The organism is Pannonibacter phragmitetus (genome assembly GCF_050510895.1).
Taxonomy (GTDB): domain Bacteria; phylum Pseudomonadota; class Alphaproteobacteria; order Rhizobiales; family Stappiaceae; genus Pannonibacter; species Pannonibacter phragmitetus_B.
The window spans coordinates 3,046,193-3,063,527 of record NZ_JBNINT010000001.1; the positions used below are offsets into that span (position 1 = coordinate 3,046,193).

The 17,335-nt window shown below is 63.3% G+C and carries 16 protein-coding genes and 4 pseudogenes; 3 read left to right on the forward strand and 17 right to left on the reverse strand.

What is annotated here, in order from left to right; translation table 11 throughout:
* Positions 1-55: 55 nt before the first annotated feature.
* Entirely contained in the window at positions 56-934 is an 879-nt protein-coding gene (locus ACQB61_RS14465; protein ID WP_430513185.1) for a LysR family transcriptional regulator, read from the reverse strand.
* A gap of 96 nt (positions 935-1,030) precedes the next feature.
* Between ACQB61_RS14465 and ACQB61_RS14470 the strand changes: the two genes are divergently transcribed.
* Positions 1,031-1,267, forward strand: coding sequence for a DUF1127 domain-containing protein (locus ACQB61_RS14470; protein WP_430513186.1), 237 nt, complete (start codon positions 1,031-1,033; stop codon positions 1,265-1,267).
* Positions 1,268-1,502: 235 nt separating this feature from the next.
* Here ACQB61_RS14470 and ACQB61_RS14475 read toward each other — a convergent pair whose 3' ends face one another.
* From ACQB61_RS14475 to coxB, 9 genes and pseudogenes are all read right to left on the reverse strand, one after another.
* On the reverse strand, positions 1,503-2,000 hold the full coding sequence (locus tag ACQB61_RS14475; RefSeq protein ID WP_430513187.1) for a hypothetical protein: 498 nt from the start codon (positions 1,998-2,000) through the stop codon (positions 1,503-1,505).
* A gap of 632 nt (positions 2,001-2,632) precedes the next feature.
* Positions 2,633-3,415 (reverse strand): SURF1 family protein, encoded by a 783-nt coding sequence (locus ACQB61_RS14480; RefSeq protein WP_430513188.1) that lies wholly within the window; start codon positions 3,413-3,415, stop codon positions 2,633-2,635.
* 42 nt (positions 3,416-3,457) lie between these two features.
* A pseudogene (locus ACQB61_RS14485) lies at positions 3,458-3,867 on the reverse strand (DUF983 domain-containing protein).
* Between the two features lie 100 nt (positions 3,868-3,967).
* Positions 3,968-4,840: a cytochrome c oxidase subunit 3 gene (locus tag ACQB61_RS14490; RefSeq protein WP_430513189.1), complete on the reverse strand. Its 873-nt coding sequence runs from the start codon at positions 4,838-4,840 to the stop codon at positions 3,968-3,970.
* 63 nt (positions 4,841-4,903) lie between these two features.
* Positions 4,904-5,518 (reverse strand): cytochrome c oxidase assembly protein, encoded by a 615-nt coding sequence (locus ACQB61_RS14495; protein WP_430513190.1) that lies wholly within the window; start codon positions 5,516-5,518, stop codon positions 4,904-4,906.
* Between the two features lie 6 nt (positions 5,519-5,524).
* Positions 5,525-5,680: a hypothetical protein gene (locus ACQB61_RS14500; RefSeq protein ID WP_019966588.1), complete on the reverse strand. Its 156-nt coding sequence runs from the start codon at positions 5,678-5,680 to the stop codon at positions 5,525-5,527.
* 3 nt (positions 5,681-5,683) lie between these two features.
* Entirely contained in the window at positions 5,684-6,622 is a 939-nt protein-coding gene (locus ACQB61_RS14505; RefSeq protein ID WP_430513191.1) for a heme o synthase, read from the reverse strand.
* Between the two features lie 237 nt (positions 6,623-6,859).
* A complete protein-coding gene (gene ctaD, locus ACQB61_RS14510) occupies positions 6,860-8,455 on the reverse strand; it encodes a cytochrome c oxidase subunit I (RefSeq protein ID WP_430513192.1) in 1,596 nt (531 codons plus the stop codon).
* Between the two features lie 154 nt (positions 8,456-8,609).
* Positions 8,610-9,437 carry a cytochrome c oxidase subunit II gene (gene coxB / locus ACQB61_RS14515; protein ID WP_430514380.1) on the reverse strand — a complete coding sequence of 276 codons (828 nt, stop codon included), beginning with the start codon at positions 9,435-9,437 and terminating at the stop codon, positions 8,610-8,612.
* Positions 9,438-10,250: 813 nt separating this feature from the next.
* Between coxB and ACQB61_RS14520 the strand changes: the two are divergent.
* Positions 10,251-10,801: pseudogene (locus ACQB61_RS14520) on the forward strand (invasion associated locus B family protein).
* 69 nt (positions 10,802-10,870) lie between these two features.
* Here the strand turns inward: ACQB61_RS14520 and ACQB61_RS14525 are convergent.
* From ACQB61_RS14525 to tldD, 4 genes and pseudogenes are all read right to left on the reverse strand, one after another.
* Positions 10,871-11,038, reverse strand: a complete 168-nt coding sequence (locus ACQB61_RS14525; RefSeq protein ID WP_430513193.1) for a hypothetical protein — start codon at positions 11,036-11,038, stop codon at positions 10,871-10,873.
* Positions 11,013-12,647 (reverse strand): monovalent cation:proton antiporter-2 (CPA2) family protein, encoded by a 1,635-nt coding sequence (locus ACQB61_RS14530; RefSeq protein ID WP_430513194.1) that lies wholly within the window; start codon positions 12,645-12,647, stop codon positions 11,013-11,015. Before ACQB61_RS14530 ends, ACQB61_RS14525 begins: the two co-directional genes overlap by 26 nt.
* A 78-nt stretch (positions 12,648-12,725) precedes the next feature.
* Positions 12,726-13,340, reverse strand: a complete 615-nt coding sequence (locus tag ACQB61_RS14535) for an HAD family hydrolase (RefSeq protein WP_430513195.1) — start codon at positions 13,338-13,340, stop codon at positions 12,726-12,728.
* Between the two features lie 34 nt (positions 13,341-13,374).
* Positions 13,375-14,753, reverse strand: a pseudogene (gene tldD / locus ACQB61_RS14540) (metalloprotease TldD).
* Positions 14,754-15,043: 290 nt separating this feature from the next.
* Between tldD and ACQB61_RS14545 the strand changes: the two are divergent.
* On the forward strand, positions 15,044-15,268 hold the full coding sequence (locus tag ACQB61_RS14545) for a DUF2093 domain-containing protein (RefSeq protein WP_040678048.1): 225 nt from the start codon (positions 15,044-15,046) through the stop codon (positions 15,266-15,268).
* 369 nt (positions 15,269-15,637) lie between these two features.
* Here the strand turns inward: ACQB61_RS14545 and ACQB61_RS14550 are convergent, their stop codons facing one another.
* From ACQB61_RS14550 to ACQB61_RS14560, 3 genes and pseudogenes are all read right to left on the reverse strand, one after another.
* Entirely contained in the window at positions 15,638-16,057 is a 420-nt protein-coding gene (locus ACQB61_RS14550; protein WP_430513196.1) for a tetraacyldisaccharide 4'-kinase, read from the reverse strand.
* Positions 16,058-16,116: 59 nt separating this feature from the next.
* Positions 16,117-16,662, reverse strand: a pseudogene (lpxK, locus tag ACQB61_RS14555) (tetraacyldisaccharide 4'-kinase); the annotation flags it as partial.
* Positions 16,659-17,276: a 3-deoxy-D-manno-octulosonic acid transferase gene (locus ACQB61_RS14560; RefSeq protein WP_430513197.1), complete on the reverse strand. Its 618-nt coding sequence runs from the start codon at positions 17,274-17,276 to the stop codon at positions 16,659-16,661. The pseudogene lpxK and the gene ACQB61_RS14560, both read right to left, overlap by 4 nt.
* Positions 17,277-17,335 lie beyond the last annotated feature (59 nt).

Genomic DNA, 17,335 nt, shown 5'->3' on the forward strand with positions numbered 1-17,335 from the left:
CCCCGGCAAAGCAGGGACACCCGTTGCAGGGGGACGCGCCCTTGCGCGGGGCCCTTCAAGGAGCGCCCCGCTCCAGCTCTTCCGTGAGCCAGCCGAGCAGATCCCGCAAGGCCCTCCGGGGAGCGGCCTTGGCCGTAATCTTCGCATGGAACCCGCCGGGAACTGCCACGAACCCCAAAGGGGCGGTCAGCCGTCCAGTGGCCAGATCACGCTCGACCAGTCTCCGCTCGGCGAGGGCCACACCCAGACCGGCGGCAGCCGCCTCGATCGCCAGCAGATGGTGGGGGTGCTCCAGATCCTGCCCGGCCTGAAACGTGATGCCAGCGCGGCGCGACCATTCCTGCCAGCTTCCAGACGCCTCCAGATGCGTGAGACTGACCGGTGCGGTCCATATGCCGTCCTGGGCGCTGAAGGGATAGTCTGGCGAACAGACCGGCCCGTAGGAGGTATCCCCGATCGAAGTGGCACCAGGCTCAGCCGCTGGGCTGCGAAGGCGGTCATAACTCAGCATCAGATCGAATTCGTGATCGGGAACCCGTCCGGGCCCTGCCATCAACAGGCGTATCTCGATCCCGGGATGTGTCCGGTAGAGACGCGGCAATCTGGGCGTCAGCCAACGGGTCGCCAGGGTGGCGCTGAGCAGCAGGGTGATATGGTTGCCGCCAACCTCGCCCCGCAGGCCGCGCGACACCCCGTCCAGCTGATCCAGAACGGCAGTGACCGTCTCCCGCAAGCGTTCGCCGCGCGCTGTCAGCTTCAACCCCGTGCCGGCCTTCTCGAACAGATTGCCGCCAAGGTCTTCGGACAGATGAGCGGTCTGCTTGCTTACAGCGCTGTGGGTGCGCCCCAGCTCCCGTGCGGCGGCGGTGACAGACCCCAGCCGTGCCACAGCCTCAAAGGACGGCAGGGCTGTCAGTGGGGGCAGACGGCGCATCCTTGTTCCTTTTGGTTACAGAGTCCCGAGAATTATTCAATTTTTCTGCGCATATCCGCTTGGCTACATCAAGGAAAAAGAACAGAGAGAAAGATCATGCCCAGCGTCATTTACATTTTGCCGGATCGAGGCATCACTGCGCAGGATCACACCTGCGAACGCAGCTTGTGCCCCATTGCCCCTGGGTGGGCCCGTATCTGGCTGGACCGGATCAACCACCGGCGCATGCTGCGCAAGGAACTGCTGCCACAGCCCGACAGCGTTCTTGCCGACGCTGGCCTCGAGCGGTCTGCCGTCCTTCTCGAAGTTTCAAAGCCCTTCTGGCGTGCCTGAGACAGGCCGTGTCAGCGGCGCTTTTTGCTTCGGATACATCAGGCCTTGAAATGGCCCGGATGCGGTGTAAGCCTTGAGTTCTGCAGATGAGTGAAGCTCATCGGAGCAGGATGCAGCCACGTGCCGCAGAGCGTTTACCGGCTGGACGCGGGCACATGTGCACAGGCCCACCGGTATCCGGCGTTTCCTTCAACTTGCAATGCCAATATTTAACAGTTGTTAACGATTGACAGGCCTACTCGGTCAGCGTAACGCCAGTCAGGAGTAGTGAGTTGATGCAATCGGCAGCAGGCGAAACCCGCAAGACATCCGGTGTGCCGGAGCACAGGCTTTCCGGACAGTCCGCACCTGCCGATGCGGCCTGGGCTGAAGATCTGCAGGATGAAGCCTGGGAAAGTGCCAGCCAGTCTGCTGATGCGGCTGGAGAAGGCGTAACTGCCTCTTTTTTGCTGATTAAAAATCTTCTGTTCTGGGGCTCAATGATTCTCGTGCTGGCTGCTACCGGCGTCGCGGTGTCCATTCTTTTCTGATTTTTTACATCGGGCCAGGTGGTGGACTTGAATTTCGCCGCATTGTGATTGCATGCTTCATTGAGGGTGGCAAGCAGCATGAGGAGCGGGAAATGTCCGCGCTTGGCTTTGTTGGCGGCCTTGCCGGTGCCGTGGCTTTTGGCATCTATGGCCTTATTGCTTTTGTTTTTCTGACTGCCGCCATGCTTGAACTGGCGGAACACAGGCGCACAAGCCGCCTGTCCTTCTCTCTCGCTTTTGCAGCGGCTGTTCTGTGGCCAGTGTCCCTTGTGGTGGCGTCTGTTGCCGCCATTCATGCCGGGCAGCGGCACACGCGCAAGCCCTCTACGGGCTGCGCAGAGCCGGAAAGGCCCAGCACGGACAGAGCCTGTGTGGGCAGACCCAATATGGACAGGCCCATGCTGGCACTGGTTGAAAGGGGCACAGCCAGCCTTCGGGCGCATGGCGAAGGGCTGCTGGCCAGGCAGGTGTCTGGACACCCGGTCAAGCCTGCTGCGGAGCCAGACCTTGCTGCGGCACCTGCACTTGGCACACCCGCCGCTTCCTCCCCTTCCACCTGTGGCCCTTCCCTCGAGATGGCGGATAGAAGCAGGCCGATAGTGCGCTCACTGGCACCCTTGCAGATGCAGCCGCAGCCCCCTTCGGCATACCGGGGCCGGACAGCCGCTCCCGCATCATCCTGTCGCCCCGGCAGGCTCTGGGAGCTGCCCGGCAAGGCAAGTCAAAGCCCGCCGCGAACCGTCATCGCCTGCGGCAGACCGCCCTCAGCAAACCGAAAAAAGGCGAGCCCGATTGAAGGCAGGGTCTGGCGGAAGGCAGCCCCACCGCGATGCACTCATGCTCTCCGGCGGAAGACCTGCACGGCATAGGCAATGAAGACACCAGCAAGTGTTGCGGCAAGACCAAACCACGTGAGGGCATAACCAAGGTGGTCGTTCTTGAACTTCACCACTGTTTGGCCCGCTCTCGGTAGCCCCTGCGGACCTGTGAAGGCGGCGTCGAGATCGATGCTGTAGGGCGCAAGGCTGCCGCTGGCACCCAGCACCTTCGCCATACGATCCGTGTCACGGGCAAACCAGATGCGCTTTGCGGCATCAACGGCGGGCGTTGTCCAGTTCGGCTGTTCCCGCAGGCGCAAAAGGCCCGTCAGCTTCTGCTCGCCCAGCGGCGGGGTTTCAAGTTCAGCCATCAGGTCCGCAGCGAGCCCTTGTGGCACGAAGCCACGGTTGACCATCACCAGCCAGCCTTCGTCCGTGACGAGCGGGCTGTAGATCAGGTAACCGGGGCCGGATGGCGCTCCCTGCGTGGTGGCAAGGGAAGTGTAGTAATAGGCCGCACCCGGCAGATAACGCCCGCTGACGGCCACATGCCGGTAGTCTGCCAAGGGATCCGCGACGGTTTGCGGCCAATCCTTGGGGCCTGGCGCCAGAACAGCCGGCCGCGTCACATCTGCGTTGACCCGCTCAATCAAGGCCTCTTTCCAGGCCAGACGCTGCATCTGCCACAGACCAAGATTGACGAGAATGGCAAGGCCAATAGCAGCAGCAATGCCCGGCACAAGCAGGCGGCGGAGCGCGGAAGGGCCGGGAGAAGGCGAGGTGCGGTTTGTGGCTGACACGTGCTTCGATCCTGTTCGACTTGCCGGTGAGATAGGCCGGGCTCAGACCTCGTCCCGGTCACCTGCATCAATTTTGCCTTCGGCCGCATCGTTGCGATATTGCATGGCGATCATCAGGCCTTTCAGGGGCGCAGCACGCCGAGGCCGAGGATGACGGTCAGCGGCAGCCAGAGAAGCAGGTGCAGCCATATGGGCGGCGCATAGGCCAGTTCGACTGCAAGCACCAGCCCCACCACGATGAAGCCGACAATCATGATGACGAAAACCGCCGGGCCATCGCCACTTTCTGCCGCAAAGGCAAGGTCCAGCCCGCAGGCCGTGCAGGCCGGGCGCGGCGTCAGGAAGCCGCGGAACAGCCGCCCTTCGCCACAACGCGGGCAGCGGCAACCGAGACCTGCGGAAACCGGGTTTTGAGGCGGGTAGACCGCCTTGTCCTGAAAGCTGTCCTGCATTGTGCCCTCCAGAGGCCCGGCTGAAAGCGAAAGGCCCGGCCGAATGGCATGCGCGCCACCCGCCCGGGCCCAATCCGTTTATACCAGCTTCAGCGCCGTGTCAGTGCGTGGCAACGCCCCAGGCGCCCCAGATGTAGATGGTGGCGAAGAGGAACAGCCACACCACGTCCACGAAGTGCCAGTACCAGGCGGCCGCTTCGAAGCCGAAATGCTTCTGCGGAGTGAACTGCCCGGCCGAAGCACGGATGAGGCAGACCGCCAGGAAGATGGTGCCGACAATCACGTGGAAGCCGTGGAAGCCGGTAGCCATGTAGAACGTGGCGCCATAGATGTTGCCCGAGAAGGCAAAGCTGGCATGGGAATATTCATAGGCCTGGCAGATCGAGAAGATCACGCCAAGGATCACGGTGAGGGTCAGACCCCACTTGAGGCCCTGACGGTCGTTCTCGAGCAGCGCATGATGTGCCCAGGTCACGGTGGTGCCGGAGGTGAGCAGGATCAGCGTGTTGAGCAGCGGCAGGTGCCAGGGGTCAAACGGCGTGATCCCATGCGGGGGCCAGACGCCGCCAGTTGCCTCGACACGGGCATACTGGATGGCTTCGCCGGTGAAGAGCGAGGCATCGAAGAAAGCCCAGAACCAGGCAACGAAGAACATCACTTCCGAAGCGATGAACAGGATCATGCCGTAGCGCAGGTGCAGGCTGACCACGCGGGTATGGTGGCCTTCCAGCGATTCCCGCACGGTGTCACGCCACCAGGCGAACATCACATAGAGAACGATGATCAGGCCGACGGCAAACAGGCCCCAACCGGTCAGATCAGCACCAAAAATGGTGAAGTCGGCACCCTTATGCGAGCGCATGAAGCCGATCCCGCCCAGAGCGAGGATGAAAGCACCCATCGAGGCCAGGAACGGCCAGGGGCTTGGGTCCACAAGGTGGTAGTCGTGGTTCTTGGTATGTGCCTCAGCCATGGGCATGCTCCCCGAAGTTCCAAATGCGTTCCGGACGGACCGGCCGTTCAGCGGCCAGGGCCATCACAAATTGCTCCCCGCTGCCGGATCTGCAGGTCTGGCAGCGACTGGTTTGACCGGATGTTGCACCGGGTAGAAGGTATAAGACAGGGTGATTTCCTTGACGTGCTTCAGGTCAGGATCTTGATCCATCGCCGGGTCGACAAAGAACACCACAGGCATTTCAACGCTCTCACCGGCGGCCAGCGCCTGTTCGGTGAAGCAGAAACACTGCATCTTGTTGAAATAGGCCCCTGCCTCGAATGGTGTGACGTTGAACACGGATGTGCCCGTCGTCACGTCAGAGCTGGTGTTGTGCGCCTCATAGGCCACCTGCGTGGTCTCACCCATGCGCAGTGTCACGCTGCGCTGCTGCGGCTTGAAGCTCCAAGGCAGCGCACCATTGATGTTGCCATCAAAACGGACGGTGATCTTGCGGTCGATGATCGTGCCGCTCTCGCTATCGGCGCGCTGTGTCTTGCCCCCGAAGCCGGTCACCTGGCAGAACATTTCATAAAGCGGCACGGCAGCGAAGGATGCACCGACCATCGCAAAGAAGATGGAACCGCAGACAAGCGCGACCCGGCGATTGCTGGCATTATGGCGGCGAAGATCGTTTCCGTTCGGTTCGCTGGTCATGGGGCCTCACAAGGGACGCTGCAGAACCGCAGCGCCCAGCTTCAACCAGGTGACGAGGTAGAACAGAACCACAAGACCAGCCAGGGACAGGCCGATCGCAAGCGAGCGGGCCTTGCGGCGCTTCAACTGTTCATCGGTGAGCTTGATACCGTCTTCCGTCATGGCTCAAAGCATCCGCCCGGCAAGGCTCTCACCCAGCATCAGGGCATAGAGCAGGAAAAGATAGAGGATGGAGAAGCTGAACAGCCGCACGGCCGCCTTGCGGGCCGCCTCGCCCTCGCGCTTGCGGTAGACAGCGACTGCCAGTCCCAGGAACACGGCACCCAGAACGGTCGCGGCCACACCATAGACCACACCAGCAAAGCCAAGCGCATAGGGCGCCACAGCCAGCGGAGCCAGGATGATGGAGTAAATCAGGATCTGGCGGCGCGTTGCGGCCTCACCGGCGACAACAGGAAGCATGGGGATGCCAGCCGCGCGGTAGTCACCGCTCTTGAACAGGGCCAGCGCCCAGAAATGCGGCGGCGTCCACATGAAGATGATCAGGAACAGCACGACGCTTTCGAGGCTGATGCTGCCCGTGACAGAGGCCCAGCCGATCATCGGAGGGAAGGCGCCGGCTGCGCCACCGATGACGATGTTCTGCGGCGTCGAGCGCTTCAACCACATGGTATAGACAACCGCGTAGAAGAAGATCGTGAAAGCGAGGAAGGCCCCGGCAAACCAGTTGACCAAAAGGCCGAGCACCAGCACAGAGCCGATCGACAGCACCATGCCGAAGGCCAATGCCTCATCCGGCGTGATCTTGCCTGCCGGGATCGGCCGCTTGGCGGTACGGGTCATCACGGCGTCAATATCCGCGTCATACCACATGTTCAGGGCACCGGAGGCACCCGCGCCGACTGCGATACACAGCAGGGCAACACCGGCGAAAAGCGGATGGATCGAGCCTGGCGCCAGCATCATGCCGACAAAGGCGGTAAAGATCACGAGCGACATGACCCGCGGCTTCAGCAGGGCGATGTAGTCACCAACCGAGCCCATGCCACCGTTCCAGACGGCGGGGCTGGCAGTCATCCTGTCATTGCTCTCTGCGAGAGACATCGGCTCTTCCTCGTACCTGTGCGTCCTGGGCTCCGCGGCGGTTGCGGAGATGAGGGCTTTTTCCCATGGCCCTGCGGCCAGGTGCTGCCCCTTCTTTTCGAGTTCCCTGCCGGAACAGGGTGCAGACAGCAGTCCTGTCTGCCGGGTCCGTCAAGAATACGGCTTTTTCCGTATGAAGGATCCGGGCGAAATGCCGCGCCCAGGCGGCGCGGCATCTCTTTCCTGCAGGAGCGCTGCTTACTTGATGCGCGGCAGCGTCTCGAACTGGTGGAACGGCGGGGGCGAGGACAGTGTCCACTCCAGCGTAGTCGCGCCTTCACCCCAGGGGTTGTTGCCCGCGACGCGCTTCTTCATGAAGGCTTCCACGATGCCGATAAGGAACACGAACACCGCAAAGGCCGAGATGTAGGAGCCGATGGAGGACACGAAGTTCCAGCCGGCCAGCGCATCCGGGTAATCGGCATAGCGGCGGGGCATGCCGTTGAGGCCCAGGAAGTGCTGCGGGAAGAACACCAGGTTCACGCCGATGAAGGTGATCCAGAAATGTGCCTTGCCGATCGTCTCGTTGTACATGTAGCCGGAGATCTTCGGGAACCAGTAGTACCAGGCAGCGAAGATACCGAACACGGCGCCGAGCGACAGAACGTAGTGGAAGTGAGCCACAACGTAGTAGGTGTCATGCAGCGCGCGGTCGAGACCGGCGTTGGCCAGCTGCACACCCGTCACACCGCCAACGGTGAACAGGAAAATGAAGCCGATGGCCCACACCATCGGGGTGCGGAACTCGATGGAACCGCCCCACATGGTCGCAATCCACGAGAAGATCTTCACACCCGTCGGCACCGCAATCACCATGGTGGCGGCGACGAAGTAGGCCTGCGTCTCGACCGACATGCCGACGGTGTACATGTGGTGCGCCCACACGATGAAACCGACGACGCCGATGGCAACCATGGCATAGGCCATGCCGAGGTAGCCGAAGATCGGCTTGCGGGAGAAGGTGGACACGATGTGGCTGACGATGCCGAAGGCCGGCAGGATCAGGATGTACACTTCCGGGTGGCCGAAGAACCAGAACAGGTGCTGGAACAGGATCGGATCACCGCCGCCGGCCGGATTGAAGAAGGCCGTGTCGAAGTTGCGGTCCGTCAGCAGCATGGTGATGGCGCCAGCCAGAACCGGCAGCGACAGCAGCAGCAGGAACGCCGTGATCAACACCGACCAGGCAAACAGCGGCATCTTGTGCAGGGTCATGCCCGGCGCACGCATGTTGAAGATGGTGGTGATGAAGTTGATCGCACCCAGGATCGACGAGGCACCGGAAATGTGCAGCGCCAGGATCGCCAGATCCACCGCCGGGCCAGGCTGGCCGGAGGAGGAGTAAGGCGGATACATGGTCCAGCCGCCGCTCACGCCGGTAGAGCCCGGTGCGCCTTCCACGAACAGCGACAGCAGCAGCAGCGCGAAGGAGGGCGGCAGCAGCCAGAACGAAATGTTGTTCATGCGCGGGAATGCCATGTCCGGCGCACCGATCATGATCGGCACGAAGTAGTTGGCATAGCCGCCGATCAGCGCCGGCATGACCATGAAGAAGATCATGATCAGGCCATGGGCCGTCGTGAAGACGTTGAACAGATCCGGGTTGGAGAAGATCTGCATCCCCGGCTCCTGCAGCTCCATACGGATGCCGACCGAGAGCGCGCCGCCGACGATGCCGGCGATGATTGCGAAGATGAGATAGAGAATGCCGATGTCCTTGTGGTTGGTCGAAAAGACCCACCGGCGGAAACCAGTCGGATGGTCATGAGCGCCATGCGCAGCAGCCGCAGCCATGATCGTGCTCCCTCTTGAAATTCACGACAGGGCGGGCGGCTCCTCTTGCCCTCCGCGCCCCTTGGGATTTGACCGGATGCTGCGGAAACCCCGCAACACCCGTTTCAGCTTCAGCAAGTGTGGTGGCCAGGCCACCGCACCATATTCATCTGCCTCAGCGGGCGGCGACAGCCATCTTGCGCTCGGCGGCGATGGAGGCCATCAGCTGCTTGTTCGCGCCATCGACATCCGTCTTCGCGGCCTCAGCCCAGGCGTCGAACTGCTCCTGCGTGACAACGCGGATGGCGATCGGCATGAAGGCATGGTCCTTGCCGCACAGCTCGGAACACTGACCGTAGTAGATGCCGGTTTCGCGGGCGTTGAACCAGGTTTCGTTCAGCCGGCCCGGGATCGCGTCGATCTTGATGCCGAAAGCGGGCATGGCAAACGAGTGGATCACGTCAGCAGCCGTGACCTGAACGCGCACGGTCTTGTTGACCGGGATGATGACTTCATAGTCGGTCGCCAGCAGACGCGGCACGTCCTGCAGCGGCACACCGCGCTCATCTGCCACCTTCTGGCGCTCGTCATCCTTGAGCATCAGTGCGTCGAAGGAAATGCCGGCCAGAGCCTCATCGGTGTACTCATAGCCCCAGTACCACTGGTAACCCGTCGCCTTGACCGTCATGTCATAGGCCGGAAGATCGACCTGCTTGTACAGCAGCCGGAAGGACGGCACGGCGATGACGACCAGAATCAGGATCGGCACAACCGTCCATGCCACTTCGATCATCGTGTTGTGCGAGGTGCGCGAGGGCGACGGATTGGCCTTGCGGCGGAACCGCACCATTACGTAGATCAGCAGCGCCAGCACGAACAGCGTGATGATGGTGATGATGCCAAGCGTGAAGTTCTTGAACCAGTGGATGTCGTCCATCACGGTGGTAACAGAATTCTGCAGGCCCAGCTGCCAGCTGGACATACCGCCCGAAACTTCGGCCATTGCCGCACCGGCGGTTCCCGCCAGCAAGACAGCCGCTGCACCTGCCGCAATGAGACGCTTGAAGTTTGCCTTCACGTCCGCGCTCCCTTCCCTTGCCCGCCCCCCGGGGCGGATCATGCTCAATTCGCCCGCCTTGCGGCGGTTTTCCTTGTGTCTGCCTCCGGGCGGCCTGCATGGCCTGCCCTTGCAGCAGAGATGCACCGTCCCCACCTGAGAGGCAGAGACATCTTCCAGTTCTGCCAGCAGGCCGGCCGGGCCGGAGAAAATCCGGCATTTGTCCGGTATCCGGCGGGTGCCTGTTGCCTCACTGGTGAGGCAGAACCTTCAAAATTTCCCGGGACAACCAAACCTCCCGCCCGAGGCCGGCGCCCTCTTGGCGCCCTGCATCAGACCGGAGTGTCTCGCGTCCGTTTCGCGTATGATAATACGCATATAACCGCATCCCGCACGATGCGGCGAAGGGAGGAGCGACGTTCTGCCGCAGCCTTTTCACTTCTCCCTCTCCGGGCACAAAAACCACAAGAGAACGGCCTTAGCAATGGGTTTGTCGTGATTTCGCCAGAGCTTCTCCATTTCCCCGCCTTGATCCTTGTCAATATTTTGCAGCCTGGCTGAAACCTCCGGCCTGGGGCCTGCGCCACGCACAGGTTGATCAGAATCAACGCAGCTGCTGGCTTGTGAGCATTTTTCCAGCCTCCGGCGGCGTTTCCGCCTTGCTTATGCCATGTAGCCTATTGAAATGTGGATCACGCTGCCCGCTTGCGGCATTGTGCGTTGAGTTTTAAGAACCTGATTCGCCCCTTGCGGCGTTGAATGACCCCAGTCGGAGAAAAGTCCTTGCTGACCCGTATTCCGCGCCTTGCCGCTTTTGCCGCCCCGGTTTTAGGCCTTCTTTTGGGCCTGGGAGCACAGGCCATCACCAGCCCCGCTCTTGCGCAGGGCGAGGTGAAGGCTGTTCACGGTGACTGGCAGATGCGCTGCGACACCCTCCGGGAGCCGAAAGCGAGCAGTGCGCCCTCATCCAGAACGTGACCGCAGAAGACCGGGACAATGTGGGTCTTTCCGTCATCGTGCTGAAGACCGCTGACAAGCAGGCACGCATCCTGCGTGTTCTGGCACCGCTTGGCGTGCTGCTGCCCTCCGGCCTTGGCCTGCGTGTTGATGATGCCGATATCGGCCGCGCGGCTTTCGTCCGCTGCCTGCCCAATGGCTGCATCGCCGAAGTGATCCTGCAGGATGACGTTGTGGGCAAGCTGCGCAGCGGCAAGCAGGCAACTTTCATCATCTTCCAGACACCGGAAGAAGGCATCGGCATCCCGATTTCGCTGACTGGCTTCTCCGCCGGTTTCGACGCCCTGCCGTAACCGCGCAGTCAGTACCCAGAGCTTTCAAGACCCGCCTGCGGCTTCTGCTGGCGGGTCTTTTCATTTTGCTCACGTCTCCCGCTTTGGCGCCTCATCGCGCGGGGTAAGCGCATGCAGCCGGTCCGAGCCGGCAAATTCGCCCTCATTCAGCTGCAGTTCCGTCCGCTCCCGGTCGCGGCGGCGTACATCTTCCACAACTTCGTTGATCCGCTCATCCAGGAATCCCCAGCGCCTCAAGCGCTGCCCGGCCGAAGGCGATGCTGGATTCGAACGTTTCCCGGATGTGGAATTCCACACCGAGCCGCGTCAGCGCCAGAGCATGGGTCTGGCTGCTGGCACGGCAGAACAGCCGCGCCTGCGGGCAGGCTTCGCGGATGGCGTGAATTGCACGCTCCATCACCCCGTCGTTTTCAACGCAAAGGGCGATCAGCGCCGCCTTGCCCGCCCCCGCTGCCATCAGTACATCGGCGCGGGTGGCATCGCCATAATAGACCTTGTATCCGAGCTTGCGGGCATAAGCGATGCGCTCCGGCCGCAGATCGATTGCCGTGATCCCCAGCCCCTCCGATGTCAGAAGCTGCGCGACCATCATGCCGAAGCGGCCAAAGCCGATGACGAGGACAACGGGTGTCGCATCCTCAAATGTCTCCGCAAACGGCGTCTCGACGCCGCGCGCCTTCAGCCGGGCACCGAGATAATCCAGCCCGGCACAGGCCACCGGCGTGAGCAGCATGGAGACGATCACCACAGCCGTCAGCACACTGGCCTCATCCGCTCTGAAAATCTGCTGGGAAACGGCCGCCGTGAACAGAACGAAGGCAAACTCACCGCCTTGTGGCAGGGTAACGGCGATGCGCAGCGCATCGGCATTACTGGAACCGGAGATCCTCGCCAGCGACCAGAGCATCAGCCCCTTGACCAGCATCAGCGCAATGACACCGCCAGCCACCAGCATCCAGTTGCCCCCAAGGACCGTGAAGTCGAGCGTCATTCCCACGGCCACGAAGAACAGCCCCATCAGCAGAGACCGGAAAGGCTCGATATCGGCTTCCAGCGTGTGGCGGAAGCTGGATTCGGCCAGCAGCACACCGGCCAAGAATGCCCCCAGCGCCATGGAAAGACCGACCGCGTGCATCACCCCGGCGCTGCCGAGCGCCACCAGCAGTGCGGCAGCCAGCATCACCTCCCGTGCCTTGCTGCGGGCGAGCAGCAGGAACAGCGGCGTCATCAGATAACGCCCGGCCACCACCACCCCCAGCACCGCGCCCAGCGTCAGCCCGATTTCCTGCAGCACCCCCTGAGACGAGCCCTGCGAACCGGAGGGGGCCAGGATGGCCACCAGCGCCAGCAGCGGCACAATGGCGATATCCTGCAGAAGCAGCACGCCAAAGGCTCTCTGTCCGTAGGCCGAGGAAAGCTGGCCTCGCTCCTGCAGGATCTGCAGGGCAAAGGCGGTGGAAGACAGCGCAAGGCCAAGCCCGGCGACAAGCGCGGGTTCGAGGTCCTTGCCCATAAGGCGCAACATGCCATAAAGGGCCGCGCCCGTCAGCAGCACCTGCGCGGTGCCAAGACCGAAAATATCCCGCCGCATGCGCCAAAGGCGGCTGGCATCCAGCTCCAGCCCGATGACGAAGAGCAGCAGAACCACGCCCAGCTCGGCCACGCCCAGAACATTGGTTGCCGAACCGAAGGCATTGAGGCCGAAAGGGCCGATGGCCATGCCAGCGATCAGATAGCCCACCACAGAGCCGATGCCGAGCCGCTTGGCCAGCGGCACGGCAACCACTGTTGCGGCCAGAAAGATGATGGCTTCATTGAAGAGCGGTGGGGCGGATGCTGCGGCCATGGATGTTTCCTGATGTTCAGGCCTCTATACCCACAGCAGCCCCGGTGCTGACAAGGCGGAAAGTTCCCGATGCCCGCTTCACACCTCGAAGCCGAAGCTGCGCAGAGCGGCGCGCAGGCCCTCCGGCGTCTGATAGAGATGCCCCTTGAGACCGGCGGCCTCAGCACCTTCGATATTCTCCGGCAGGTCATCCACCATCAGCGTTGCCGCCGGATCATGGCCGTAGCGCTCGCACAGGCGCAGATAGACGGCAGGGTCAGGCTTGCGGGCACCGAATTCTGCCGAAACATGCGCCTGCTCGCCGAAGATATCCGTCACCTCAGGTGCACAATGGCCCAGCACCTTGCCCAGCAGCATGCCGTTGTTGGTCAAAAGCGCCGTATCGGCCTGCTCGCTCACCGCATTGGCCAGCGCCAGCACGGACGGGCGCGGGCGCATGACAGACTTGCGGATGCGCGCCCAGTCGGCTTCGGAAATGGGGTGGCCCAGCCCTTGCGAAAAGCCCGCCAGATAGGATTCCGCCGTTGCCGGGTCGCCCGCTTCCGCCCGAGCCTCCCAGCCCGAGCCCCAGATGGCGGGCTCGAACAGGCTGCGCGGGCGGCCAGTCAGCCGCTCCAGTGCGTCGCGCCGGGCCTCCCGGTCGAAATCATAAAGCACATCGTCCATGTCAAAGATGACGAAGCTGATGGTCATGCAAGGTCCCGCTGATCTGAGCGAAGGGATAGAATCAGACAGCCGTGCCGCCGACGGTGAGCCCGTCGAGCCGCAGTGACGGCTGGCCGACGCCGACCGGCACCCCTGCCCCTGCTTGCCGCAGGTGCCCATGCCCGGATCCAGCGCCATGTCATTGCCGATCATGCTGACGCGGGTCAGCGCATCCGGGCCGTTGCCAATCAGCATCGCCCCCTTCAGCGGCGCGCCGACCTTGCCGTTCTCGATGCGGTAAGCTTCGGTGCAGGAGAATACGAACTTGCCGCTGGTGATATCCACCTGCCCACCGCCGAAGGACACGGCATAAATGCCGTTCTTCACCGAGGAGAGGATTTCCTGCGGATCCTTGTCGCCTCCCATCATGATGGTGTTGGTCATGCGCGGCATGGGAATATGCGCAAAGGACTGGCGGCGGCCATTGCCGGTGGGTTTCATGCCCATCAGCCGGGCGTTCTGCCGGTCCTGCATGTAGCCCACCAGAATGCCGTCCTCGATCAGCGGCGTTAAGGCCGAAGGCGTGCCCTCGTCATCCACGGTGATGGAGCCGCGCCGGCCGGCAATCGTGCCGTCATCGACGATGGTGACACCGGGGGCCGCCACGCGCTGGCCCATCAGCCCGGCGAAGGCAGACGTCTTCTTGCGGTTGAAATCCCCTTCCAGCCCGTGGCCGACCGCCTCATGCAGCAGAATGCCAGGCCATCCGGGGCCCATCACCACGTCAAACGTACCGGCGGGCGCAGGCACCGCCTCCAGATTGACCAGCGCCCGGCGCAGCGCCTCGTCCACGCCCGCCTGCCAGGCCTCAGGCGTGATGAAGCGGGCGAAGCCCTCGCGCCCGCCGCAGCCGAAGGAGCCGGTTTCCATACGCTCGCCAGAAGCCGCCACAACGGAAATGGACAGGCTGACCATGGGCCGCACGTCACGCACCCGGTGCCCATCGGCACGCAGAATGTCCACCACCTGCCAGGAGCCGCCGATAGAGGCCGTCACCTGCCGCACGCGCGGATCACGCGCCCGCGCAAAGGCATCAATCTCCTGCAGCAGCTTCACCTTCTCCTCAAAACTCGGCCCCGCCAGCGGGTTGAGATCCGGGTAAAGCTGCACATTGGTGCGGGCGGGCGCGGCGGCATAGCTGCCCGCATGGCCGGAGCGCACCGCAGACACGGCATCCGCCGCCCGCTTCAGCGCCGCTTCCGAAATCTCGCCCGAATGGGCATAACCGGCCGCCTCACCGCAGACAGCCCGCAGGCCAAAACCCTGCGACGTGTCGTAATTGGCGCCTTTCAGGCGGCCATTGTCGAACACCAGCCCTTCCGACTGCCGGTATTCCACAAACAGCTCCCCATCATCCGCCCCCGCCAGCGCCTCCCCCACGATCCGCCGCGCCGCCTCCATCCCGAGCCCGGTGGCTTCAATCAGATCCGGAATTGCGGCGGCAGAAGGGGACTGGCTCATCGGTGTCTTTCAGCTGACTTGCGAAACAGGGACCCGGCGCACAGGCGGCACCGGTCTTGAGGTAACATAGCGGGTCAGGTGGGGGAATTCATCCCCTGTGGGGGAGCTTGCACGATTTGACTTCCATCAGACTAAACATCTCCCAGCATTGACCATCCCCCGGCTTCCGGCCATAACCGGCGCAAGAATTGGCCCTGCCTGTGGGGTGGGCCGGATGCAGGAGAGATGTGATGAACCGTATGGAAACCCCGCGCATGCCGGGCGAGGCGCGTTTGCGCTATCTGGATGGTGATTTCCAGATCGAGTCTCCCGGCACCTTCGTGCGCTGCGCCGTAACCGGGCAGGCCATTCCGCTGGACGAGCTGAAATACTGGAACGTGGAGCGTCAGGAGGCCTATGTGGACCCCGCCGCTGCCCACACCCGCTTCGTGCAGTTCGAGGGCAAGGACCTCTGAGGTCATTTCTGCGTGAGGCATGAGCTGGGCAGGCCCTGCCGGAAGCAAGGCGTCCGAATTGCTGAGAGAACCTTCAGCCCCTCCTGTTGCCGCAGCCCCCTCTCCCCCTTGAGGGGGAGATGTCTGCGCCAGCAGACAGAGGGGGTAGCAGCGCTTCAACACAGCACCACCTCTCATATGAGCGGACAGTCCGTTACCCCCTCTGCCCCCTGCCGGGGGCATCTCCCCCTCAAGGGGGAGAGGAGTCGCGGTCTGACTGCCAGGCCAACCAGCACACTCCCGCCCTGACATCCCTCCATTGCCCCCGGCTCACCGGTCCCGGATCTCCGCTGCGCGTCGTCCGGAAAGACGATAGAGGGGCTTTGCCCCTCACCGGCTGCGGAAGGGGCGGTGGCGGAGGGTTTCGGCGATGAGGTCCATGAGGCGGGATTGCGGCTCGATGCGCATGTCCACTTCCAGCACGGCGGAGCGTTTGGCAAGCCAGCGGTAGATTTCGCCCTCGGCGCTTTCGATGCGGGCCATGTCCTTGGCGGTGGTCACCAGTTGCAGGTTGTCCGCCTCGGCACGGGTGAGAAGGCTCTGGGCTTCGGCTTCCGAATAGGGATGATGATCGCCGAAGGCGCGGGTCTCCACCACTTCGGCCCCTGCGGCGGTAAGGCTAGCGAAGAATTTCTCAGGCCGTCCGATGCCCGCATAGGCCAGCACCTTCTGCCCCTCGAACTCCGCGCCGTTTGTGGGCGTGATCTTTGCCTCGATGATCGGCAGGCCGCGCCGGGCCGCCAGATGCACGGCTTTGGATGCGCGATTCCCTCGCCCACCACCACCAGCGCATCGGCCTTGCGGATCTGGGTGGCAAGCGGCGCGCGCAAGGGCCCGGCAGGCAGGCACAAGCCGTTGCCGGTGCCGACTTGCGCATCCACCAGAGCCAGCGTCAGATCCTTGGCCAGCGCCGGGTTCTGGAAGCCATCGTCCATCAGAATGAGGCTTGCCTCCAGCGTGGCAGCGAAGGCTGCGCCTTCCGGCCTGTTGGCGGCAACGATCGTGGGAGCGGCGGCCGCCAGCAGAAACGCCTCGTCGCCTACATCGGCGCCGCTGTGTTCTTGCGGGTCCACCAGCACCGGGCCCTTCAGCCGCCCGCCATAGCCGCGCAGCAGGAAGACCGGCTTGTGTCCCTCGGCCTTGAGCAGGGCGCAGAGTTTCAGGGCAAAGGGCGTCTTGCCCGCCCCGCCCACGACAAAGTTGCCGATACAGATGACCGGCAGGCTGGCATGGGCCGATGGCGCCTGGTGCATGCGCCGGCCAGAGACCGCGCCATAAATGAAGGAGAGAGGCGAAAGCAGCGCGGCCTTCAGGTTGATCCTGTCACGCCACCAGAAGGCTGGAGCCGTTCTCATTCCCCGGAAATCCCGTCCCTTGCACCGCTGTCAGCGTAGAGCAAAGGCCGCAAATGTTCCAGCGTGCGATCCAGTGCGCCTGCGCCCGCCTCCGCAACGGCAAGGGCGCGTGCAGCCATGGCCTTGCGCCCCGGCTCATCGGCCAGAAGCCGGGCAATGGCCGGGCCCAGCCCTGGCGGATCATCAACGCGCACCGCCGCCTGCGCATCCCACAGGTCGCGGTAGACGGCACGGGCATTGGCGACGAGCGGCCCGGTGACCAGCGGCACGCCAAGCTGTGCCGGTTCCACCGGATTGTGGCCGCCCACGGGCGCAAAAGACCCGCCGAGGAAGACGGCCGGTGCCAGCCGCAGGAACAGCCCCATCTCGCCCAGCGTGTCGGCGATATAGACATCCAGATCCGCGTCCGGAAACGCTCCGCAGGAGCGCTGTGCCGCCTTGAGGCCCGCGCCTGCGGCAAGGGCTGCGATATCACCGCCGCGCACCGGATGGCGCGGCATCAGCAGCGTCAGCAGACCGGGAAACCGCTCCGCCAGGTGCTTGTGGGCGGCGAGCACGATTTCGTCCTCGCCCGGATGGGTGGACGCGGCGAGCCACAGCGGCCGGCCTGCCATCTGCGCCGAAAGGGCTGCAACGGCGGCAGGATCGGCCTGCGGCGCGGCGGCGTCGAATT